15 protein-coding genes are annotated in these 22,663 nt (G+C 62.2%); 10 read left to right on the forward strand and 5 right to left on the reverse strand.

Annotation, left to right across the window (positions count from 1 at the left end; all coding sequences use genetic code 11):
- The first annotated feature begins 312 nt into the window (after nucleotides 1–312).
- The 6 genes from FEZ59_RS07685 (at nucleotide 313) to FEZ59_RS07710 (ending at nucleotide 14,742) form a co-directional block, all read left to right on the forward strand.
- Nucleotides 313–6,423 carry a type I polyketide synthase gene (locus FEZ59_RS07685; protein ID WP_031331166.1) on the forward strand — a complete coding sequence of 2,037 codons (6,111 nt, stop codon included), beginning with the start codon at nucleotides 313–315 and terminating at the stop codon, nucleotides 6,421–6,423.
- Nucleotides 6,420–8,006 (forward strand): hypothetical protein, encoded by a 1,587-nt coding sequence (locus FEZ59_RS07690; RefSeq protein WP_021332900.1) that lies wholly within the window; start codon nucleotides 6,420–6,422, stop codon nucleotides 8,004–8,006. Before FEZ59_RS07685 ends, FEZ59_RS07690 begins: the two co-directional genes overlap by 4 nt.
- An 88-nt stretch (nucleotides 8,007–8,094) precedes the next feature.
- Nucleotides 8,095–9,957, forward strand: coding sequence for a multicopper oxidase domain-containing protein (locus FEZ59_RS07695; RefSeq protein WP_172932488.1), 1,863 nt, complete (start codon nucleotides 8,095–8,097; stop codon nucleotides 9,955–9,957).
- Nucleotides 9,958–10,179: 222 nt separating this feature from the next.
- The gene (locus FEZ59_RS07700; protein ID WP_003943886.1) at nucleotides 10,180–11,394 is read left to right on the forward strand and encodes an acetyl-CoA C-acetyltransferase; all 1,215 of its coding nucleotides are present in this window, start codon (nucleotides 10,180–10,182) and stop codon (nucleotides 11,392–11,394) included.
- Nucleotides 11,395–11,439: 45 nt separating this feature from the next.
- Nucleotides 11,440–13,581: a 3-hydroxyacyl-CoA dehydrogenase NAD-binding domain-containing protein gene (locus tag FEZ59_RS07705; RefSeq protein WP_003943799.1), complete on the forward strand. Its 2,142-nt coding sequence runs from the start codon at nucleotides 11,440–11,442 to the stop codon at nucleotides 13,579–13,581.
- Nucleotides 13,582–13,689: 108 nt separating this feature from the next.
- Nucleotides 13,690–14,742: a hypothetical protein gene (locus tag FEZ59_RS07710; protein WP_242459741.1), complete on the forward strand. Its 1,053-nt coding sequence runs from the start codon at nucleotides 13,690–13,692 to the stop codon at nucleotides 14,740–14,742.
- A 23-nt stretch (nucleotides 14,743–14,765) separates the two neighbouring features.
- Here FEZ59_RS07710 and FEZ59_RS07715 read toward each other — a convergent pair whose 3' ends face one another.
- Both FEZ59_RS07715 and FEZ59_RS07720 read right to left on the reverse strand, forming a co-directional pair.
- Entirely contained in the window at nucleotides 14,766–16,067 is a 1,302-nt protein-coding gene (locus tag FEZ59_RS07715; protein ID WP_003943932.1) for a class I SAM-dependent methyltransferase, read from the reverse strand.
- Entirely contained in the window at nucleotides 16,064–17,467 is a 1,404-nt protein-coding gene (locus tag FEZ59_RS07720) for an FAD-binding oxidoreductase (RefSeq protein WP_172932546.1), read from the reverse strand. The genes FEZ59_RS07715 and FEZ59_RS07720 overlap by 4 nt, the downstream gene beginning before the upstream one ends.
- Nucleotides 17,468–17,805: 338 nt before the next feature.
- Here FEZ59_RS07720 and FEZ59_RS07725 point away from each other — a divergent pair, with 338 nt between their 5' ends.
- Nucleotides 17,806–18,240 carry an SRPBCC family protein gene (locus FEZ59_RS07725; RefSeq protein ID WP_019746544.1) on the forward strand — a complete coding sequence of 145 codons (435 nt, stop codon included), beginning with the start codon at nucleotides 17,806–17,808 and terminating at the stop codon, nucleotides 18,238–18,240.
- Between the two features lie 54 nt (nucleotides 18,241–18,294).
- Here the strand turns inward: FEZ59_RS07725 and FEZ59_RS07730 are convergent, their stop codons facing one another.
- The 3 genes from FEZ59_RS07730 to FEZ59_RS07740 all read right to left on the reverse strand — a co-directional run bounded on the left by FEZ59_RS07730 (nucleotide 18,295) and on the right by FEZ59_RS07740 (nucleotide 20,987).
- Entirely contained in the window at nucleotides 18,295–19,806 is a 1,512-nt protein-coding gene (locus tag FEZ59_RS07730) for an alpha/beta hydrolase (protein WP_172932490.1), read from the reverse strand.
- Complete coding sequence (locus FEZ59_RS07735; RefSeq protein ID WP_172932491.1) at nucleotides 19,806–20,102, reverse strand: hypothetical protein; 297 nt, start codon at nucleotides 20,100–20,102, stop codon at nucleotides 19,806–19,808. The genes FEZ59_RS07730 and FEZ59_RS07735 overlap by 1 nt, the downstream gene beginning before the upstream one ends.
- An 84-nt stretch (nucleotides 20,103–20,186) precedes the next feature.
- Nucleotides 20,187–20,987, reverse strand: a complete 801-nt coding sequence (locus FEZ59_RS07740; RefSeq protein ID WP_047888073.1) for an Rv3717 family N-acetylmuramoyl-L-alanine amidase — start codon at nucleotides 20,985–20,987, stop codon at nucleotides 20,187–20,189.
- A gap of 109 nt (nucleotides 20,988–21,096) precedes the next feature.
- On the opposite strand from FEZ59_RS07740, the gene FEZ59_RS07745 reads away from it, so the two are divergent.
- From FEZ59_RS07745 to FEZ59_RS07755, 3 genes are read left to right on the forward strand one after another with little or no spacing between them, the layout of a single operon-like run.
- Entirely contained in the window at nucleotides 21,097–21,435 is a 339-nt protein-coding gene (locus FEZ59_RS07745) for a YbaB/EbfC family nucleoid-associated protein (RefSeq protein WP_003943929.1), read from the forward strand.
- Nucleotides 21,436–21,447: 12 nt separating this feature from the next.
- Entirely contained in the window at nucleotides 21,448–22,068 is a 621-nt protein-coding gene (gene recR, locus FEZ59_RS07750; RefSeq protein ID WP_003943917.1) for a recombination mediator RecR, read from the forward strand.
- Nucleotides 22,068–22,637: a TetR family transcriptional regulator gene (locus FEZ59_RS07755; RefSeq protein WP_007731538.1), complete on the forward strand. Its 570-nt coding sequence runs from the start codon at nucleotides 22,068–22,070 to the stop codon at nucleotides 22,635–22,637. Before recR ends, FEZ59_RS07755 begins: the two co-directional genes overlap by 1 nt.
- Nucleotides 22,638–22,663 lie beyond the last annotated feature (26 nt).

Consider the following 22,663-nt stretch of genomic DNA (forward strand, 5'->3'; position numbering starts at 1 on the left):
TCGGCATTGCGGCATTTCGGTGCGCACTCAACTGAGCATTTGCCGATCTCGAGAAAAAGGTGGCCGTGAAACCGGTGTCCGGTACGGATGTTCAAACCACTGCTTGACCGGCGACGAAGCAAATAAGTAACTCCGAGTTACAGCTAACTCTGGATTGCTGTCAAATTGCTGACACATGTTCACGGAGCTGAACGAGCTTTGTTATTTGTTTATGCCTTGAGGTGAATCTGCGTTTTACACACGGCTGAACGCGTGGTTAGTCTTCGGTCGATTGAGTCTCCCGTGGATGCGCGCGAAAATAGGAAGTGTAAGATGACTGAAGATTCAACTAATCCCGCGATCGCGATAGTCGGGATGAGCATGTGGTCTCCCGGTGCCCATGATCTGCAAGGATTTTGGGAGAACGTCCTCGCGCGACGGATGCAATTCCGAAAGTTTCCCGAGTCGCGGATGTCGCTCGACGACTACTGGAGCGCGAGCCCTGACGACGTCGACAAGACATACGCCGACCGCGGCGCGTTCATGGACGGTTTCGAATTCGACTGGGTAGGTCGCCGGATACCGGAGCGAACCTTCAAGTCGACAGATCTCACACACTGGTTGGCGCTGGAAACAGCACTCGGGGCTTTGACGGACGCGGGCTACAGCCGAGGATCGGTGCCAACTGGACGCAGCGCCGCAATCGTCGGCAACTCCCTCACCGGTGAAGAATCCCGGATGTGGTCGATGCGTTTGCGTTGGCCTTACGTCAAGCGCGCACTCGCTGTGGCCGCCGAAGCGCGCCAGTTGGACAGTTCCGTCGCCGATGCTCTCGCCGAGACGATGGAAGAGGTCTACAAAGGCCCGTTGGTGGAGCCGAGTGAAGACACTCTGGCCGGCATGTTGTCGAATACGATCGCCGGCCGCATCTGCAATTACCTCGACTTCAACGGCGGCGGATACGTCGTGGACGGTGCGTGCGCGTCCGGAATGCTCGCGGTGGCGACTGCAGCCGAAAAGCTGGCGTCCGGCGCGGCCGACTTCGTATTGGCAGGTGGAGTCGACGTCAGCCTGGATCCCTTGGAACTGGTGGGATTCGCCCGTTTGGGTGCACTGACACGCGGCGACATGAACGTGTACGACGCAAGCCGAAGCGGATTCATCCCGGGTGAAGGTTGCGGATTCGTGGCCTTGAAACGACTCGAGGACGCCAGGGCGGACGGCGACTACGTGTACGCGACGATTCGCGGCTGGGGCATCTCCACCGATGGCAAGGGTGGAATTACCAAGCCCCGCGCCGAAACTCAGGCCGAAATGATCCGTCGCGCATACTCGGGAGCGGGATTCGCGGCCAGCGAGGTTGCCTTTGTCGAAGGACACGGAACTGGTACTCCCGTCGGGGACCCTGTCGAATTGGCCGGCGTCCAGCAGGCCGCGCAGACGGACGGACCCGTCGAGGCTCGTAGCATCGGCATGACCTCACTGAAGTCGCTGATCGGGCACACGAAGGCGGCGTCGGGCATCCTTGCGCTGATCAAGGCGACCATGGCCGTCAATCAACGAATCCTTCCGCCGCTCGCCGGTTGCACCGACCCGAACCCGGCGTTCGGAACCGAAGCACCGGCACTCTTTCCGCTTGTCAACGGCGAGATCAGAGATCCGTCGGAGAAGATGCGTGCCGGTGCGCAAGCCATGGGTTTCGGCGGTATCAACTGCCACGTCGCGATCGAATCGGCTGATGCACCGTCCAGCAAGCTGACACCCTCGCAAGACGTCCGCACGATGATGGCGTCGTATCAGGACACCGAGGTATTTGTACTCTCTGCAGATTCCGCGGTGGACTTGGCGACCCGAGCGCGGGATGTTGCAGATCTGGCGGTTCCGTTGAGTGTTGCCGAGCTGCTGGACTTTTCGGCGAAACTCTCGCGAGTGATCTCGCCGACCGCGCCCTTCCGTGCCGCAGTGGTGGCCGGACGTCCCGCGCAGTTGGCCGAACGCATGCGTCAGCTTGCCGTGATCTGCGAGAACTCCGCTCCAGCTTCCGGCCAGGTCAAGGTGGTGAGCAACGAGATCTCGATCTCTAACAGCGTCCGCCACGACATCGGATTCCTGTTCCCTGGACAGGGATCCCAACAACTCGAGATGGCTCGCGTGCTGATCGAGCGCTTCGAGTGGGCGCGCGAACTGGCGACCAAGGCGGACGGCTGGTTGGAGGGAGTTGGAGCGGAGGCGATCACGCCGCGGATTCTGCGGAACCCGGTCAAGAGCGCAGACGCTGCGGAATTGGCGAAGTGGAAGCGGGACCTCGCCCAGACACAGTTCACCCAGCCCGCCGTCGCCTTGGCGTCGCTGCTCTGGTTCGAGTACCTCCGCCGATTGGGTGTCACACCCAGTGCTGTCGCCGGCCACAGTCTCGGGGAGTTGACTGCGCTCTACGCGGCCGGAGCTTACGACCAGAAGACGCTGATCACCTTGGCTGCGGCGAAGGGTGCGGCCATGGCTGTCAGTGGTGGTGGAAACGGCGCAATGGCGAGCCTGACCTGCGACCGATCGACGGCTGAGGCGATCATCGCGGAGGCAAAGGGTTACGCGACCGTCGCGAATCTGAATACGCCCACGCAGAGTGTGGTTTCGGGTACCAAAGACGCGGTCGACGATGTGGTTGCCATCGCGAAGACCCGCGGAGTGTCGGCTCAGGCGCTTGCCGTGTCGAATGCTTTCCACTCCGAGATGATGAACGAGGCCGAACGGGAGCTGAAGTCCACTGCGCCCGTTGACGAGCAAGTCGATTCGTTGACTTGCCCCGTGTATTCCTGCGTCGAAGGGGAACGCGTACAGACGCCACTGGCACTTCGCGAACTGGTCACCAAACAGGTTGTCTCACCGGTTGACTGGGTCAAGACGGTAAGTGGGATCTCGCAGGAAGTGGACCTGCTCGTCGAGGTCGGACCCGGCCGTGTGCTGACCGGGCTCACCAAGGCGATCAATGGGACCGACGGCGTGCGCTGCTTCCCCGTTGCGTCCAAGTCCGGACGCGACGAGGACTTCAATGTCGCACTGGCCGCGATGTACGTACACGGCGCTCAGGTCCGCTGGAACGAACTTTTCGACGGCCGGTTCGTGCGCGAATTCGTTCCTGCCGATCAGAAGGTGTTCATCGAGAACCTGGCCGAGGCGAAACTGACGGTTGCCTCTGCTCCCGAACCGCTCGCACTTGGTACGTCCGGCGGGGATCCGGCTGCGGCGCTGGCCGATTACCTGAGCCGACGCGGGACCTTCCTCGTCGACGTCATTCGCGCGGATGTAGGCAGTGGAGCGACTTCTCCGTCTTCTCCATCTGCTCCGACTTCGCGGGCAGTCACCAACGGCCACGAATCTGTAGCAGCGAAAGCTCCTTCGCCGGTTTCGGCTCCGGTAGTCGAAGAGCCGGCTGTTGCGGGCGCTGGGTCCGTGGAAAGTGAGCTGATCAGGATCCTCGCCGATACGACGGGATTCCCCGCCGAGTCGATCACGACGGATCTGCGTCTGCTCGATGATCTGAATCTCGACTCGATCAGTGCGGCAGAGGCTATTTCGAAGGTTGCACATCAGTTCGAGGTTGTCGACCTCGACCCTGCCGAGTTGGCCAACGCCACCATCGGAGAAGCAGCATCGCTGATCCTTGCGGCATCACCGCATCCCGGCTCTGCCGTTCCAGCAGCGAGTTCGGCGCAGTCGGACGTGTCGCGAATACTGCTCGAGGTAATCGCGGAGGACACCGGATTTCCGGTGGAGTCTCTCGACGTCGATCTCCACCTTCTGGACGACCTGAACATGGACTCGATCAAGGCCGCCGATGCAATCGCGACGGTGGCAACACGATTGGGTGTTCAGGGTGACCTGGATCCGGCCGAACTCGTCAACGTCAGCCTGGGTGAACTGATCGAAGTGCTCGATCGGTCCGCGAAGGAGAAGTCGGGGCAGCAGCAGCCGGCTGCGCGGGCGCTGCCGGCGAAGGCAAAGGGTATATCAGCCGACAGCTTCACCTGGGTTCGTGATTACACCCTGGAAAAGGTTCGGAGCGAGACAGCGTTGCACGGAGTCCGAGACCTCACGGACACGACGTTTGTCGTCATCGGTGACGACGCCGGTTTGGTCGGAAAGTTGGAATCCGAACTTCGAGGTCGTGGCGCTCAGGTCGACATTCGCACATTCTCCGACAGCACTACTGCGAATGCACACCACGTGGTTGCCGTAATGCCGCGCGTGACCGATGATTCCGTCACCGAAATCGGCTTGCGCCGTGGGATCGAACACATGTACAAAATAGTTCCGGCGCAGCAAAGTGGAGGCGCGCGAACCACATTGGCAGTGGTTCAGTTCACCGATGTCGAGTTGAGCAATCCAGCGCCGGTGCCGAGTGTGGCGGCTTTCGCCGCTTCGGTGCATCACGAGCGCCCCGAACTGGATGTGCGCGTCATAGGATTCGACGGCTCGACTGCGGACGCGGAGGTGGCAGCCACTGTCGTCTCCGAGTTGGATTCGGTTGCACCCTATGTGTTCGCGACTTACGACGCCGAGATGGGACGCACGGCACTGCAACCGCGGGTTCTCGCCTCCAACGACTACACCGTCCGCGAAAGCGGATTGGGAAGTTCGGATGTCGTGGTCGTGACCGGTGGCGCGAAAGGCATCATGGCCCAATGTGCTCTGGCCCTCGGTCGAAAGACCGGCGCCGAACTGGTGCTGATCGGAAGCTCTCAGCGACAAGCGGGCGACGAAATCGCCTCCACTCTTGCGGACTTCACGTCTGCCGGTTTGAGCGCTCACTACTATCGCTGCAACGTCACGGATGCCGCGGCGGTGGCCGGCGTCGTCGCCCAGATCGAGGTCGAGGTGGGGCCGATCACCGGGTTTGTCCACGGTGCGGGGGCAAATGTTCCGCGGCGGTTCGAGAGAGTCGACAGCGCTGCGGCTTTCAAGGAGGTTGCACCTAAGGTCCTGGGCGCAGCCAACTTCGTCGAAGCGCTCGCTGATCGTGACTTGAAGCTGTTCGTGGGCTTCTCTTCCATCATCGGATTCACAGGTATGCCCGGAAACAGCTGGTATGCATACGGAAACGAGCTTCTCGACGAAATGGTGGTGCGGTATGCCGCCGGGCACCCGAAGACTCGGACGTTCTCGCTCGCGTACAGCGTGTGGGGAGAGACCGGGATGGGCGCCCGCATGGGCAGTGTCAACCACCTCGCGAAGATGGGTGTCATGCCGATTTCGACGGCTGCGGGAGTGGATCATTTCCTTCGCCTGGTCGACAGCGGACCCGAGGCGAGTCGTATCGTCGTGACCAGTCGACTCGGCGGTCTCGACACCTGGGCGCCGGCAGCACCGGCTCTGCCGGCGGTGTCGCGCTACATCGACCAAGTCGTGACATTCGAGCCGCAGGTAGAACTGGTGACCCGGACGACGTTGTCCACCTCGGCGGATCCCTTTGTCCTCGATCATGTCTGGAAGGGATCGGCGCTGCTTCCGACGGTGTTCGGGCTCGAGGCGATGTCGCAGGCGGCGGCGTATGTCACGGGACGCGTGACCCTGGGTCGCGTCCGCATCGACGACATCAAACTGGATCGACCGATCGTCGTCGACACCGTCGAGGGCACCAGAGTCGAGATCAAGGCAAGCGTCGTGGAGCAGGATCGTGATGCCGCAGGAACGCGGGTGCATGTCACGATCGGCACCGAACGGACCGGGTACGGGCGGCCCCATTTCTCGGCCGACTTCATCTTCGGGCTGGACGAATCACTGCCGGAGTTCGAGAAGGAGTTGCCGCGACCTGTGCTCGACATCGATCCGTTGGACGACCTCTACTCGTGGTTGCTGTTCCAGGAGGGCGATTTCCGCCGACTCGAAGAGATCTCGAGCCTCGATTCCGAGCACATTCTCTTCAGCGCTATTTCGCGAGCCGACCGTAAGCAGCACCTCCTCGGTGATCCTTACTTCCTCGATTCCCTGCTCCAATCGGGCCAGATCATGGTTCCGCGGGAGATCTGCCTTCCGGTCAACATTGCGCGAATCGACATGTACGACGGACGATTCGAGGCTCGTTCGTTCACCGCGTACGCCTACGACAAGGTGCAGACAGAGACCCACATGCAAGCCGACGTGGCGGTGGTGAAGGACGGACGAGTGGTGATGCAACTCGAGGGATATCGCTCCCAGATTCTCTCCCACGACGAAAGCCGTCCTACGGCTGAGGAAATCGCGGATCCGACTGCGCGCGACGCACAGATCATTCTCGACAAGCTCGCGCAACACAGCCGGGCGTTGGGAGTGAAGAGCCCTCGGGTTGTGGTCGCGCACACCCCGGGGATTCACGAGTTGACCAAGTCGGAACGTCACGAGCAGGAGAAACCGATCGCCGAGGCGGCCGTGAACATTCATCTCGATGAGGATGTGGTGATCAAATGAGTAATGCCTTTGCCATCGAATGGCAGGAAACCGGAAAGCCCGTCGTTGTCGGTGATATTCCACCCTCTGTGGATGTCTCGCTCTCGCACGACGGCAGCAAGTCACTCAGTTCGGCCGGCGACTGGCCTCAGGGGTGTGACATCGAACCGATTCGCTCCCGAACCGTCGTGCAGTGGAAGGCGCTTCTGGGTTCGGCGCGGATTCCGCTGCTCGACGAGTTGATCGCAGGCGGCGAATCACTCGATCGCGCGGGAACCAGGCTGTGGGCGGCGGCCGAGGCGATCCGAAAGGCCACGGGGCAGATGTCGGTTTCTCTGGCGATGGGCGCCAGGGAGGACGACGCAGTGACCTTCCGCGGCGGCGCAGAGGGAAGCGTGGTGGTTCTGACCTTTCCGGCTCTGTTGACGGACAACGAGGAGCGGATTCTCGCTTTTGTGACCGATGAGGCGGATGCCGAAGAGCGTGTTTCGGACGAGGCGGATGCCGAAGAGTCGGCGCAGGACCCGGCACCACAGTTCGACACCGGCCCGTTGTCGGCGAAGTCTCTCGCGCAGTTCGATCCGATGGCCTACGGCTCCGACGTGCATGTGGTGGCCCGGAGCGGCTATCCGGCGGTGTCGATCCGGTTCCCCGTCGGGTTCCGGGACGCATGCAACGTCGGTGGATCAGTGGGGTTCGCGAGCTTCGCGCTGTGGTTGGGCGCTTTGCGAGAGAGGGGAACCGGACCGATCTCGAAGCAGATCGTGGAGGACATGGCGACGGGTCGTTGGGGCATGGTGACCAACAACTCCGAGGTGTTCATCGATGCGAACCTGTACACCGACGACATTGTCGAGGGGACCATCTGGATCACCGAGCTCACCGGTCCGGATCGGGCAACCACCAATCTGCATGTCGAATGGTGCCGGGTCGACGGCGAGACGCGCACACACATCGGATGGAGTGCGATGCAGACGACGTGGGTGGAAATCCTCTCCCACGGTGTGGTGGCGGCACGGCCGATGCCGCAGTACTTCCACGATTTCATCGAACCGATGACGATTCCGACGGGGGCGAAGAACGTCGCTGTCCCCACACAACCGAAGGACGTCGATCGTGGTTCCTTGATCCGCTCGGCTCCGATGGTGCCGCGCAATCCGTACCTGCTCGAATCCGAGGTGTTCTCGACGACGATGCAGGACGGAAACGTCGTGGGCAACATCTACTTCGGCAACTATTACATCTGGCAGTCGAGGGTTCGGGACAAGTTCCTCGCCCGTTCTCAGCGTGAGGCCATGGCGGCCAGAGGCGCTCTCGGGGAACTGCGTTGTGTGCACACCAGAGTTGAGCATCTGCGCGAGGTCATGCCGTTCGACGACGTCCTGGTCACGATGTCCTTGGCTGCCCTCTACGAGAGGGGGATCGACCTCGAGTTCGAGTACTTCAAGGTCAATCAGGACGGATCACGGGAGAAGCTCGCGATCGCTCGGCACAGAACTGTCTGGACGATGCCGGGCGCTCCGGGAGAACTGGAAATCTCTCCGCCGTCGAAACTTCCGCAGTCACTGATCGATTCGGTGCTGGAGGCGATCGACGGAAAGTAGACGGGGGATTTTCCGAGATCGAAGTGGAGAGACGGGTTGCGTTTTCCTTGCCGGAGAACGCAACCCGTTTCGATGGGGAGGGGTATGTATGGGTATCGGGGTTTCGAGAAGGTCGGTTCTGAAGGGGTCGGCAGTCGGCACGGTGGCGGTTGCATTGGGTGCAAAGGCAAGTGCTGTTCCAACCGGGAGCGCGGACATCGAGTCGCCGTTGATTTTTCATTCGCCGGAGTTCGAGCCGTTTTGTGACGAACTACCCTCGTTGTCGACGCTTTCCGGAAACGAGATCACGCTGACAGCGCAAGTGGGGCAACATGCCTTTCATCGGGACTTTCCATCGTCCCCGGCACTGTCGTACCGCAGCGGAGAGATCGGTGGCGGTTATCTGGGCCCGACCGTCGAGGCGCATTCCGGCGAGCCGATCATGTTGACGTTCGAGAACGATCTGACCGGACATCCGTTGGCAGCGGACATGGATATGACGCTGCACGGAATGCAGACCGACTTTCGTGCGAACCCGCCGACGTCGTTGCACTTGCACGGTGGAGTCACTTCACCTGAGAGCGACGGCCACCCGGAACTGCTGGTGATGCCGGGACAGGCTGCGATGCATCACTTTTCGCACGGTCAGGAAGCCGCCCACCTCTGGTATCACGATCACGCGATGGGCATCACCCGGCTCAACGTCTACGCCGGTCTGATCGGCAACTATCTGATCAGGGATGAATTCGACACCGGCAAACTGGGAAATCCGTTGGGGTTGCCGGCCGAGGAATTCGAGATCCCGTTGATCCTGCAGGAGAAGATCTTCACGCCGACAGGCGCCCAGAACGGCCGATCCACCATCTTGATCCCGGAAGGATCGTGGGAAGGCGGCGCGGTTGGCGACGTCGGCTTGGTCAACGGCAAGGTGTGGCCGGAACTGTCTGTGGCTCGGGGCCTTTACCGCTTCCGCATCGTCAATGCGTCGTCGGCAAGTGTGTGGAATCTTCACTTCTCGAACATGATGACGTTCTGGGTCATCGGCAACGACGCCGGAATGCTCGACGCACCCGTCGCGGTCAATGCCTTCCGCTGCGCACCGGGGGAGCGGTACGACCTCCTCGTCGATTTCACCGGACTGTCGGAGGGCTCGACGATGGAGCTTCGCAACGACGAGGCGCCCCCGCTACCCGCCGCTGTCATCGGTGAAGTGACTATGCCGCTGTTCTGCCGGTTCCGCGGCGACTCCAGGCGCGGATTCACCGGTGGTGTTCCGTCGCAACTGCGCGGTGGGCGCCGACAACGTGACGTTCTCGCCCCGTTGGAGCAGCCGACGGTAATTCGCACGGTGACAGTGAGCCAGCAACTGGAACTGCGGAATCCACCGGCTCAGATGACGCTGAACAACCTGACGTTCAGCACCACGAACGTCGAGAGGCCGCGGCAAGGCACCGTCGAGCAGTGGAACATCGTCAACACCACGCCGGACCCGCATCCGATACACCTGCACCTGGTGAATTTCCGGATTCTCGGCAGGACACCGATGCGGACGCTGGAGTACTTGATCCGCCATCCGCAGCCGGTGATCGGCAACAAGTGGACTCCGTCGTCCGACGGGTTCGAGGCGGGGCCGATGATCGCGCCGGCGCCGTGGGAAGCGGGGATGAAGGACACCGTCAGGGTGGACGGCGGCACTGTCACCCGGATCATCGTGCGATTCCCCACCGAGGATGAGCTGGGTTTCGATCCCGACGCGATGTTCGATCGTCTTCCGAGCGCTGTGATGACGGGCGGTGGGATGACGGGCGGTGGGATGACGGGCGGTGATCAGGCGCATCAGGGAAACGGGCATCACGGCATGAGCAACCACGACGCGAGTAACACCGGTCGGCTCCAGGGATACGTGTGGCATTGCCATCTACTCGATCACGAAGATCACGACATGATGTTGCCGTATCGCATCGTGCCGTGAGTGCTTCCGGGGGCGCTATCGAAATGAACCGAAGCGGGCAGGCGTTCGCGCGTCGGATCACCTCGGTCACCTAGCAGGATCGCTTCGGTCCTTCCCATGAATTTGGAACACGTTCTACAGTGAAAGGGCTGAGGTCTGTACCTCGGCCATGCGCCACCACCGAAGGCGGCGCGGACGATCTGCAGACCGGTTCGACGAATTACACGGAAGGAACACCTCACAGTGACCACAGAGGCATTCATTTATGAAGCCATCCGTACCCCGCGAGGCCGCGGCAAGAAGACCGGGTCGTTGCACTCGGTCAAGCCGATCTCGCTGGTCACGGGTCTGATCCAGGAACTGCGCGTGCGCTTTCCCGACCTCGACGAGGATCGGATCTCCGACCTCATCCTGGGCGTCGTCACCCCCGTTGGCGATCAGGGAATGGACATCGCCCGCGTTGCAGTCAACGATGCGGGACTGCCGGACACCGTCGGCGGCGTTCAGCTCAACCGTTTCTGCGCTTCCGGTCTCGAAGCCGTGAACATGGCAGCTCAGAAGGTTCGGTCCGGCTGGGACGAACTGGTGATCGCCGGTGGCGTCGAGTCGATGTCCCGCGTTCCGATGGGATCCGACGGTGGACCGTGGGCGCTCGACCCCGCCACCAACTACGACAATTACTTCGTGCCGCAGGGCGTCGGCGCAGACCTCATCGCCACCATCGAGGGCTTCTCGCGTGACGACGTCGATGCATACGCCGTGCGCTCGCAGGACCTCGCCGCCAAGGCGTGGACCGGCGGATACTTCGCCAAGTCGGTAGTGCCGGTCAAGGACATCAACGGCATCACCATCCTCGACAACGACGAGCACATGCGTCCGGGCACCACGGCCGAGAACCTTGCCGGCCTGGCTTCCGCGTTCGGTGTGATCGGTGAAATCGGCGGATTCGACGCCGTATCGCTGCAGAAGTACCACTGGGTCGAGAAGATCAACCACGTTCACCACGGCGGCAACAGCTCGGGAATCGTCGACGGCGCTGCCCTCGTGCTCGTCGGTAGCGAGCAGGCCGGCAAGGACATGGGTCTGACGCCGCGCGCTCGCGTCGTCGCCACCGCCACCAGCGGCGCCGACTCCACCATCATGCTCACCGGCCCGACGCCGGCGTCGAAGAAGGTTCTGGCAGCTGCCGGCCTGACGGTCGACGACATCGACCTCTTCGAGATCAACGAGGCATTCGCTTCCGTCGTCCTGAAGTTCCAGAAGGACCTGAACATCCCGGACGAGAAGCTCAACGTCAACGGTGGCGCGATCGCCATGGGTCACCCGCTCGGTGCAACCGGCGCGATGATCACCGGAACGATGGTCGACGAGCTCGAGCGTCGTGGCGGCAAGCGCGCCCTCATCACCCTGTGCATCGGCGGCGGTATGGGCGTTGCCACCATCATCGAGCGCGTCTGACGCGGCGTCCGTCCTTCCAACGAGGCTTACCAGGAGTCAAGCAAAGTGACTGATCAGAACATCATCAACTGGGACCAGGACGCCGACGGCATCGTCGTGCTCACCATCAACGATCCCAACCAGGGCGCAAACACCATGAACGACGCGTACATCGCGTCGATGAAGGCCACCGTCGACCGTCTGGTCGCCGAGAAGGACTCCATCACCGGTGCCGTCATCACCTCAGGCAAGAAGACCTTCTTCGCCGGTGGCGACCTCAAGAATATGATCAAGGTCGGCCCCGAGCAGGCCGAGGAGATCTACAACCACAGCGTCGAGATCAAGGCAGACCTGCGTCGCCTCGAAACTCTCGGCAAGCCGGTAGTCGCCGCCATCAACGGCGCGGCGCTCGGCGGCGGCCTCGAGATCGCTCTCGCGACCCACCACCGCATCGCGGCAGATGTCAAGGGCGTCAAGATCGGCCTGCCCGAGGTCACCCTCGGCCTGCTGCCCGGCGGCGGCGGCGTCGTGCGCACCGTGCGGATGCTCGGTCTGCAGAACGCGCTCATGGGCGTCCTGCTCCAGGGGCAGCAGCGTGGACCCGTTCAGGCCAAGGAAGTCGGCCTCATCGACGAGGTCGTCGGCTCGGTAGAAGAACTGGTTCCGGCTGCGAAGGCATGGATCAAGGCCAACCCCGAAGGCGGCGTTCAGCCGTGGGATGTCAAGGGCTACAAGATCCCTGGCGGAACCCCGTCCACCCCGGCATTCGCTGCCAACCTTCCGGCGTTCCCCGCGAACCTGCGTAAGCAGCTCAAGGGTGCTCCGATGCCGGCTCCGCGCGCCATCATGGCCGCAGCCGTCGAAGGCTCGCAGGTCGACATCGACAACGCGCTCCTCATCGAGGCTCGCTACTTCACCTCGCTGGTGACCGGCCGCGTCGCGAAGAACATGATTCAGGCGTTCTTCTTCGACCTGCAGTCGATCAACGGCGGCGGTTCACGTCCGGCAGGCATCGAGAAGTCCACCATCAAGAAGGTCGGCGTCCTCGGCGCGGGCATGATGGGCGCGGGCATCGCGTACGTCTCCGCGAAGGCCGGCTTCGACGTCGTCCTCAAGGACGTCAGCATCGAGGCTGCCAACAAGGGCAAGGCGTACGCCGAAGGCATTGAGGCCAAGGCACTCTCGCGCGGCAAGACCACGCAGGAGAAGTCCGACGCACTCCTCGCCAAGATCACCCCGACGGCTGACCCGGCAGATTTCGCCGGCGTCGACTTCGTCATCGAAGCGGTCTTCGAGAGTCAGGAACTCAAGCACAAGGTGTTCCAGGAGATCGAGGACATCGTCGATCCCAAGGCGCTGCTGGGCTCGAACACCTCGACGCTGCCCATCACGGGTCTCGCCACCGGCGTGAAGCGTCAGGAAGACTTCATCGGCATCCACTTCTTCTCGCCCGTCGACAAGATGCCGCTGGTGGAGATCATCCGCGGTGAGAAGACCTCCGACGAGACTCTGGCTCGCGTATTCGACTACGTCCAGGCGATCCGCAAGACGCCGATCGTGGTCAACGACTCGCGTGGCTTCTTCACCTCGCGTGTCATCGGAACCTTCATCAACGAGGCCATCGGCATGCTCGCCGAGGGCGTCGAGCCTGCCACTATCGAGCAGGCCGGTATGCAGGCCGGTTACCCGGCTGCGCCGCTTCAGCTTTCGGATGAGCTCAACCTCACCCTCATGCAGAAGATCCGCAAGGAATCTGCCGACGCCGCCAAGGCCGAGGGCAAGGAACTGCCGGCAGATCCGGCCGGCGAGGTCATCAACACCCTCGTCGAGAAGTTCGATCGTAAGGGCAAGCTCGGTGGAGCCGGCTTCTACGATTACGCCGAGGGCAAGCGCACCGGCCTGTGGTCCGGACTCCGCGAGAACTTCAACTCCGGAACCTCCGATGCTCCGATCCAGGACCTCATCGACCGCATGCTGTTCATCGAGGCGATCGAGACGCAGAAGTGCTTCGACGAGAACGTCCTGATCACCACGGCGGACGCCAACATCGGCTCCATCATGGGCATCGGATTCCCGGCCTGGACCGGTGGCGTTCACCAGTTCATCGTCGGATACGAGGGCGGCACGGCCGGCTTCGTTGCTCGCGCAAAGGAACTCGCTGCGCAGTACGGCCCGCGGTTCACCCCGCCGGCTTCGCTAGGGGCATAGCCCCCGTGCGCGGTTAGGGAGTCTCAACACTTCCTAACCGCGCACAGCTTTATCCACAGGTTGGTTTTCTCGGCGAAATCCGACTGTATGTATTTGCAGGCTCGTCGTATGCCTTCACATACAGAAATCGATGCATTGCAGACCGTCGTCGATGCTCAGCACGGACTGGTCACTCACACCCAACTTCACACCATCGGATTTCCTCGCTCTCGCGTGAAACAACGAGTTGAGGTCGGACGCTGGCAAACTGTTCTTCGCGGCGTCTACTCCGTCACCACGGGCCCATTGACCAGGTATGCCGTACTCGAGGCCGCGCTCTTGTACGGCGGCGGGTCGTCGATGCTCAGCCATCACACCGCCGCTGAGGAATGGTCGATGCGTCGGCCGGATGGCACTGCACCCGTGCATATCACCGTTCCGTACGGGAAGTCTGCGATCTCTCAGGCCGCCACTTTCGTTCGTGGCCTCGGCGCCGACCGACATCCGTCACCCCTGATCGGCGCTGTCCTCCATCCCGGCGTTGTGGTCCACCGTTCGAGGGCTCATCGTCACATCGGCGTCGACGCGCAGATGCCGCGCACCGGCAAGGCTGATACAGCACTCGATCTGGCCGTCGCAGAACCGACTCCGCGCGAGGCCTATGTCAGCCTCATCACCACAGTCACCAACGGCCGCATCCGCTTGACGGACATCCGCCGACGCATGGAGGAGCGCTCACCCCGTAGATACCGGAAGGCCCTCGAAAGTGCGGTGAAGCTTTTGGCAGACGGGGTGCAATCGACTCTCGAATATCACTATGCGGTGGATGTGGAGCAGGCACACGGGTTGCCGTCGGCCAGACGCCAATCACCGGTTCGCGTCGACGGTCGCACACTGTACGAGGATTGTGATTACAGCGAAGTGGGTGTGCCGCTGATCGTGCGTCTCGACGGTCGGTGGGCGCATTCCATGGCCGAGGTGGCATTCCGTGATCGCCGTCGTGACAACGCGGCAGAGCTGGCAGGTCGTCCGCGGTTGGTCTACGGATTCGACGAGGTGATGAAGACCCCGTGCCAGGTTGCGCACGAGGTGGAGATGGTCTTGCGGCGGGGAGGTTGGGAGAGAAGAGGGGAGAACCCCTGCGGGGCCTGTGAGTGGTTAAGGAGTGCAGAGACTCCTTAACCACTCACAGGGAGCGGAGCTCCCTAGGCCTTCCACCACGGGCGAAGCGGCACATGCGCCTCACCCTTGGGGCCTAGCTTGACGGCCAGAACCTGGTGCAGCTGAACGACATTGCGCTCGAACCCGAGTCGTGAGCCGGCCATGTACAGGCCCCAGACGCGGGCGGTTCCCTCGCCGACCTCGGCGACGCAGGCGTCCCAGTTGTCGACGAGATTCTGGCACCATCCGGCGAGCGTCAGTGCGTAGTGCTCGCGCAGGTTCTCCTCGTGGCGCACCTCGAGACCGACGTTCTGGATCTCGGAGATGATGCGACCCGAACCGGTGAGCTCCCCGTCGGGGAAGACGTACCGGTCGATGAATCCGCCTGCCTTGGCACTGCTTCGGTTGTCCGGACGGGTGATGCAGTGGTTGAGCAGACGCCCACCCTCACGCAGCTTGCCCTTGAGGAACTCGAAGTACGCCGGGTAGTTTCCGACGCCGATGTGCTCGGTCAGGCCGATGGAGGACACTGCGTCGAATCCCGTCTCGGCCACGTCGCGGTAGTCGGAGAAACGGACCTGGGCGAGATCGGCGAGGCCCTCGTCCTCGATGGCCTTCTGTGCCCAATCCGCTTGCTCGCGTGAGAGAGTCACGCCGATCACCTTGACACCGCGTCGGGCCGCGTAGCGAACCATCGAGCCCCAGCCGCAACCGATGTCGAGAAGTCGATCACCCTTCTGGAGTCCGAGCTTCTCGAACACCAGGCGGTACTTGTTCTCCTGGGCTTCTTCGAGCGTCTGTTCCGCATTGTCGTAGGCGGCACAGGTGTACGTCATGGACGGGCCGAGGACGTACTCGTAGAAGGTGTTGGAGACGTCGTAATGGTGATGGATGACTTCGGCGTCACGAGTCTTGGAGTGACGCAGTCCTTCTGCGACGCGACGCCAGCGAGGAAGGTGTTCCTGGGGCGGCGGGGCGATGGGCCGCAACAGATCCCAGCCCAGTGAGCGGGTGATGCTGGCGAGTGTCAGTGCCGACGGGCGCTTGAGGTGGAGTTCGTCACCCATGATGCGCAGGATCTCGTACGGATCACCGGGGTGAACACCCTCGGCTTCGAGATCGCCGGAGACGTACGCGCGGGCCATGCCGAGATCGCCGGGCGCCGTTGCGAGATAAGTGGTTCCGCGAGTCGACTTGAGGTGCAGTCCGTAGTCGGCATCTTCGGGGCCGGCGGTGCTGCCGTCGTACGCGGTGAATCGAAGCGGCAGCATGCCGTCGGAAAGCGTCTCGAGAATCTCGGCAATAGAGAGCTTGTCCTGGCTTTTGGAGTCTTTGAACGTGGTCATTTACGTTGCACCGCCTTAGAGAATAGATCCAATAAACGGGATTCCGGGTCGTAGCGTTCCTTGAGTCCGATGTACCGGTCGCCGCCGTAGTACAGCTCCTCGAAGTCTTCCTTCGAGTAGTAGGAGTCGGAGTAGAGCGATTTGTGTCCGTCGAAATCGCTGACCTTTTCTTCGATCAGTCGATTTGCTGCCCCCTCGCGCTCGCCGGGAACGATCGGCACCGAAGACCAGAAGCCGATGTTGACGTAGGTGCGCTTGGGTTCGAGGGGGTAGAGGGGCCACGGCCGAGAAGCTGAGGCAGCGGCCGGGCTGGGCTCACGAAGACGCAACGGGCACAACCACAGTGGTTCGATCGGAATTTCCTCGAGGAACCAAGAGACGAAGTCCGCGGTTCGTTCGATGGGTACCTCGACGTCCTGGACGACGCGTTCGCGCGGGGGCTTGCCCTTGCGCTTTTCGAGGCGATCTCCGATGTCGTACTTGTGGTCGAGGGCGATCAGCTTCCAGTAGAAGCTGCTGCGCAGGTACTGCTTGGGCCAGAAGCGTCGAATCTTCGGGTTCTGTGCACCGAAAGCCCGTGAGCACCAGAACCAGTCGGTGTCCCAGCGCCACAGGTAGTCCCGAATGGTCAAGCGATCCGTCTTGGGCTGTGTGAGTGACGGATGCTGGATCGACCGGTAGAAGATGTCCTGGTCGGTGTAATCGCTGACCGGGCCTTCCTCGTCGGTTTGTACGCCGAGTGTGAGGTAGCTCTCGGAATCGGTGAAGACCACCCCGTCGAGATAGTCGACGGCGATCCCGTCGTACTCGCGCTCGGTGACGATGCGATCCATCGTTCCTTCGAGCTTCTTCAACGAATCGAAGCGCACGTGTCGCAGGGCGACGTACTTTTTGACGGGTTCGAGTGCGATCTTCAATCGCGTCGAATAGCCAAGTGTGCCGTAGGAATTGGGGAAACCGAAGAACAGTTCGGCGTGTTCGCCGTCCGGCGTTGCGGTGATGATCTCGCCGCTGCCGGTCAGTACGTCGATTTCGAGCACCGACTCGTGTGGCAGGCCGTTGCGGAACGAGGTGGACTCGATGCCCAGGCCCGTCACCGCACCGCCCAGGGTGATGGTCTTGAGTTGAGGTACGACCAGTGGCGCCAGACCGTAGGGCAGCGTCGCGTCGACGAGGTCTTCGTAGGTGCACATGCCGGCGACGTCGGCTGTGTGCGCCTGCGCATCGACGGCGATGACACCTGCCAGACCGCTGACGTCGAGGCCGGGGGCCGACGTCTTGGCGCGAGCGCGGAACAGATTGGATGTCTTCTTTGCCAGGCGTACAGAAGCATCGGCGGGAATGGCGCGGTATGACGCGAGTAGGCGTTCGACGCCTTCTCTGTGCTGCTCGAACCCCATTTCACGCGCAGCATCGGAACCCGGGCCTTGCTTTGTCCGGATTCGATCTAACTTCTGAACTACCCCATTGAACGAGAGAGTCACACCCTGACGCTATCGGTAGTTGCGTGTGCAAGCTATCCGGAGGGGTATTAATGCCCGAATTTGATCGAGTTGTTGCAATCGAACTCGGTAAATGCTCCGAGTGGTGAACCAGCTCACACGGAATGGGTAGATGGTCGAGATACCCGGGCGCAGCAGGCAGTATGGAAAGGAATATCTGCGCAGTTCGAGGTGCGGATTCGGGTAGTCATTCGCGGTATCGAGCCGCGTTGGTCGAGCAAGGAGACGTAGGGCATATGGGTCAGGTCAATGCAATGAGTTCGATAGTCGTCACAGCAGCACCCGACAAGGTGCTCGCGGCGCTCGCGGACTACGAGACGGTTCGCCCGCGGATCCTGTCCGAGCAGTACCTCGACTACAAGGTCGTCGAAGGCGGCCAGGGTGACGGCACCGTCGCGCAGTGGACGCTGAAGGCGACGGAAAAGCGCTCGCGCAACGTCAAGGCCACCGTTACGGTCGACGGCAACGTCATCACCGAGAAGGACGCGAACTCCAGTCTCGTCACCACCTGGACCGTTGCCCCCAACGGCACCGGAACGACGGTGACGACGCTCACCCAGTGGCAGGGTGCCACCGGTATCGGCGGTTTCTTCGAGCGCACGTTCGCCCCGAAGGGTCTGCAGCGCATCCAGGCCCAGGTCCTGGACAACCTCAAGCGCGAACTCGTCTAACTGATCCTGCATCACCGAGATGGCGTCGTACCTTCACCGGTACGGCGCCTTCTTTCATGGGCCGGTAATGATCCGCCCTAATTCGGTGAGTGCGGGGTTTCCGCTTTCCCAGTAGTCGCTGTGAACTCCGAACCCAGGCTGCCCGGGTGATCCGGCGAATATCTGCGCGCCGAATTCCGGATCCGACGGGTCGAACCCGTGGACTCCGAGGATCTTGGGGATCAATTGGACCGGATCCCAGAAGGCCGTCGTCGAATGAACATGGCGCGCCACCTCGTCCGAGTCGACGCCGTCCAGGCTCAGTTCGTTCACGCGCTCGACATCGACGCCCGGGCTTGCGACAAAAACCAGTTCGTCGACGTCGAGAGAAGCGCCACGGGTAGTCGCAGCACCGACGACGGTGCTGCCGTAGGAATGACCGATCACCACGTTGTGCGACGGCTGACCGTCATGTGCGGTTCGTAACCCGTCCTGGAAGCTGTCCAGCCTCGGCGCCGCGGAGTTGGCGTACCGATCCGAGGCTGCATCGGGAATACCTGGGGGAGCGTCGTATCCGGACCACAGGATCACTGATGTGGCTTCCGTTGGCGCCGCCCTCACCGCCGCGTCGTACATGGCCTTGGTTCGTTGCAGATCTCCGCCGACGCCCGACAGCCCGGAGCCGGTTCCGGGAACCAGTGTTGCGACGTTGTCGGCGGCATCGGGATTACCGACTGCCACTACGGCGTGCCCATCCGTGACCGAGAGAAGGAACGTGTCCGGTCGCAGTTCGCCGCGCACGGCCGTGTATCCGGCAGCTACCGTTCGATCCGGCAACTGCTCGAGCGCCGTGAGGTACCGCCGGTTGTAGTAGTCCCGGTCTAGAGCGGGAAGGCCGTCGCGGCTACCGATGGACGGATCCCACCTCGCCAACGCGTCTTTCTCGTTGGGAGTGAGCGATTCCCACAGTCGGTGTAGCTCCGTTGGTGTCCCGGGGAGTGTCGACCTCCCATCGATGATGTCGACGACAGTGCGGTTGAGGCGATCAGTCTGATTGCCAAGGAGTGATCCGATCTCCCGGAATGCCTCACCCAGAGCAGTCGCGGCCCGGTTGTCTTCATCGTCGAGTGCCGTCAATGCAGTGGAGATCCTCTGCTGAAAAATCTCTGCAGCCGTGGCGTTTTCGGATTCTTGCATGACGTCGGCCAGATTCCACGGCTGCTTCGTCTCAGGCGCCGATACAGCTCCACTGTCTGACACCGTCAAGCCGTGTTCGAGAGTCGCCTCCTCGACCAGGTCCAGAACTGATTTTCGCGCCGCCCCGATCGTATTGGCCGCTCCGCCATACAGATCCGCAACTACGCGAACCGCAATCGACAGCCGCGACGAGGAAAGCGAGATGCCAGACCACTGCACTGCCGCCGCGCTCGACGCTTTTCCCTGCCAGAATTCGCGGACGGCGTCGATGCTGCGTCCGGCGTCATTGCCGAGAGCTTCGATCTGCCGGTCGATGTCGATCAGTTCCGAAGTGCTCGTGCGCAATTTCTCCGGTGACCACGTTCGAAGCTGAGAGACGGTGGGCTGCATCAGTAGGCTCCGCGCAGTTCGGACACCACTTCGCCCTCGGCAGCGTCGTACAGACATGCTGCGGCAGCGGTTCCCGACGCCATGAGTCCCAATTGCGTAGCCAGGTGCCGGTACGCGTCGGCGATGACGCCGGCATTCCCAGTCGACACCGCCGCGACAGCGGACGAGTTCAGGGCCGCCGCGGCTTCGAAAATCGGGCCGGCGGAATCGATCCCCGAGATCTGATCCGCAATTCGAGACAGATCAGCTGAAAGTTGCTGCAGAGCAGCGAAATCTACCTGAAGTATCGGCCCCATGGCAGAACCGTATCCAGGTGAGCTGGCTAGCGGGGCGGTGCCGACTTTCCTGTGGACAAGCGGAATTTCTCCACAGAAGCCAGGTCAGGGGGTTGTCAGGAAGGCGGTGACTCCGCTGGTGACGGCGGTTGCATACTCCTGCTGACCGTCCGGGCTGGTCATGCGCGCTGCCTCGTCGGCATTTCGCATGTTGCCGAGTTCGACCAGAATCGACGGCCGCTGCGACAGATTGAGTCCTGTCAGATCGGCGCGTGGCGCCAACCCGTCGTCACCGATGTAGGTCGACGGGGTGAGCCCGGCGGTGACGAGTGAGTCGCGCATGGTTTCGGCAAAGGCGACGGACGGGCCGGCCTGCACCGTATTCAGCGGGGGCGCGGAGTAGCAGACGTGGAAGCCCTCGGCCCCGGCCGCTGCGCCGTCCGCGTGAATGCTCACCACTACGTCGGCGCCGGAGGAATTGGCGGCTTCGGCACGTGCGTCGACGCATGATCCGACGCTGACGTCATCGGGTCGACTCAGGACGACAGTTGCGCCTTGGCCTTCGAGCTCGCTCTTGACCAGGCTCGCGACTTCCCAGTTGAAGGTGTGCTCGGGGAACCCGGCATCGGTGTTGGTGCCGGTGGTCTGGCAGTTCTTGGTGCCGCCGCGGCCCGTGGGGACCTGGGTGTTGATGCTGTCGTCGTTCGCCCCGCTGTGCCCGGGATCGAGGAAGACGACCTTGCCGGTGAGCGCAGCGGGGACGTCAGCGGCGACAGTGCTCAGCGGAGACACCTCGACCGAAGTCGTGGCCTCGGCAGTCTCGGTCGGAATCGTGCACGCAGCGCTCAGAAGCCCAGCCCCGACCACGGCGATCAAGGCAGTGGAGCGGAACACACGTGATGCCATGTTTGACCTACCTGACGGTTTTACGGTGTCTGACTGGTTCCGGCGCACCCGCTCACGGTAGCGCGCACCGACTACGCTGGTGGGGATAACTCTGTAGAAAGGACCGCTCGTGCAACCAGGTGGAGCACCCGACATGTCTGCTCTGTTGGCTCAGGCTCAGCAGATGCAGCAGCAATTGATGGCGGCGCAGCAGGAAATGGCTCAGGCCGAAGTGACCGGTCAGGCCGGTGGCGGACTGGTTGTCGCCACGGTCAAGGGCACCGGCGAGGTTGTCGGTCTGCAGATCGATCCCAAGGTCGTCGACCCCGAAGACGTCGAGACGCTGCAGGATCTGGTGATCGGCGCGATCGAGGACGCTTCGCGCAAAGCACAGGAAGTCGCTGCTGAGAAGCTCGGCCCGTTGGCCGGCGGACTCGGCGGAGGCCTTCCCGGTCTCCCCGGCTTCTAGAAACGAGAACGCGTGTACGAAGGTCCGGTTCAGGATCTGATCGACGAACTCGGGAAGCTTCCCGGAGTCGGGCCGAAGAGCGCTCAACGCATCGCTTTTCACCTGCTCTCCGTGGAGCCTCCCGAGATCGACCGTTTGAAAAATGCATTGCAGCGCATCCGTGACGGCGTTCAGTTCTGCACGGTGTGCGGAACTGTGTCCGATCAGGAGAAGTGCCGCATCTGCGCCGACGCACGTCGCGATCGCACGGTGATCTGCGTCGTGGAGGAACCGAAGGACGTCCAGGCCGTCGAACGCACCCGTGAGTTCAAGGGTCGCTACCACGTGCTCGGCGGTGCGCTCAATCCGCTCTCGGGGATCGGGCCTGACCAGTTGCGTATCCGGGAGTTGTTGGCTCGCATCGCAAATCAGGAGGACGGCGTCGACGTGTCCGAGGTCATCATCGCCACCGACCCCAACACGGAGGGTGAGGCGACAGCTACCTATCTCGTTCGCATGATGCGAGACATTCCGGGGCTGACGGTGTCTCGGTTGGCCTCGGGTCTTCCGATGGGTGGCGATCTCGAATTCGCAGACGAGTTGACGCTGGGTCGGGCACTGTCCGGCCGTCGTGAATTGTCGCGGAACGCTTGATGAGCGGCACGGAGCAAGGTCAGCAGGTGCGTCGTACGTCCGAGCAGACGCGTGCGCAGATCATCGCGTCGGCCGGGAAAGCGTTCGCGACTCGGCCGTACCGCGAAATCACGCTCAAGGACATCGCCGAAGACGCAGGCGTCAGCGCTCCGCTGATCATCAAGTACTTCGGTTCCAAAGAGCAGTTGTACGACGAGTTGGTCGACTTCCGGGCAGCGGCGGTCACGGTCTTCGACGCCCCGAACGACTCGCTCGGCGAGCGCATGGTCTCGCTGTTCACCAAGCCGTTGGAGTCGTACAAGCCGCTGTCCATGAGCTTGTTGTTCATGAGTGGCGTCAGTGAAGAGAGCAACCGCAAGCTGCGCGAGAACTATTCGACGCAGATGATCGACACCCTCGCCGCTCGCCTGTCCGGCCCCGACGCGAGATTGCGCGCGGAACTGGCGATGTCGATGGTGGTCGGAGTGGCGATCATGCGCCGACGGATGATGGCCGGCCATGCCACCGGCACCCAGGACGAAGTGGTTGCGCTGTACGCACCACTTGTCCAAAAGCTGCTCGACGGGTGAGCGGCATCACAATTCTTGCTTGGTAA

The sequence above is a fragment of the Rhodococcus sp. MS13 genome (assembly GCF_013277835.1).
Taxonomy (GTDB): domain Bacteria; phylum Actinomycetota; class Actinomycetes; order Mycobacteriales; family Mycobacteriaceae; genus Rhodococcus_F; species Rhodococcus_F erythropolis.

Excerpts from the sequence above, each read along its gene's own strand:
- FEZ59_RS07740 (WP_047888073.1), bottom strand. The coding sequence starts at position 20,987 with ATGGCATCACGTGTGTTCCGCTCCACTGCCTTGATCGCCGTGGTCGGG.
- FEZ59_RS07715 (WP_003943932.1), bottom strand. The coding sequence starts at position 16,067 with ATGACCACGTTCAAAGACTCCAAAAGCCAGGACAAGCTCTCTATTGCC.
- FEZ59_RS07730 (WP_172932490.1), bottom strand. The coding sequence starts at position 19,806 with ATGCAGCCCACCGTCTCTCAGCTTCGAACGTGGTCACCGGAGAAATTG.
- FEZ59_RS07735 (WP_172932491.1), bottom strand. The coding sequence starts at position 20,102 with ATGGGGCCGATACTTCAGGTAGATTTCGCTGCTCTGCAGCAACTTTCA.
- FEZ59_RS07725 (WP_019746544.1), top strand. The coding sequence starts at position 17,806 with ATGGGTCAGGTCAATGCAATGAGTTCGATAGTCGTCACAGCAGCACCC.
- FEZ59_RS07695 (WP_172932488.1), top strand. The coding sequence starts at position 8,095 with ATGGGTATCGGGGTTTCGAGAAGGTCGGTTCTGAAGGGGTCGGCAGTC.
- FEZ59_RS07690 (WP_021332900.1), top strand. The coding sequence starts at position 6,420 with ATGAGTAATGCCTTTGCCATCGAATGGCAGGAAACCGGAAAGCCCGTC.
- FEZ59_RS07710 (WP_242459741.1), top strand. The coding sequence starts at position 13,690 with ATGCCTTCACATACAGAAATCGATGCATTGCAGACCGTCGTCGATGCT.
- FEZ59_RS07755 (WP_007731538.1), top strand. The coding sequence starts at position 22,068 with ATGAGCGGCACGGAGCAAGGTCAGCAGGTGCGTCGTACGTCCGAGCAG.
- FEZ59_RS07720 (WP_172932546.1), bottom strand. The coding sequence starts at position 17,467 with ATGGGGTTCGAGCAGCACAGAGAAGGCGTCGAACGCCTACTCGCGTCA.
- FEZ59_RS07685 (WP_031331166.1), top strand. The coding sequence starts at position 313 with ATGACTGAAGATTCAACTAATCCCGCGATCGCGATAGTCGGGATGAGC.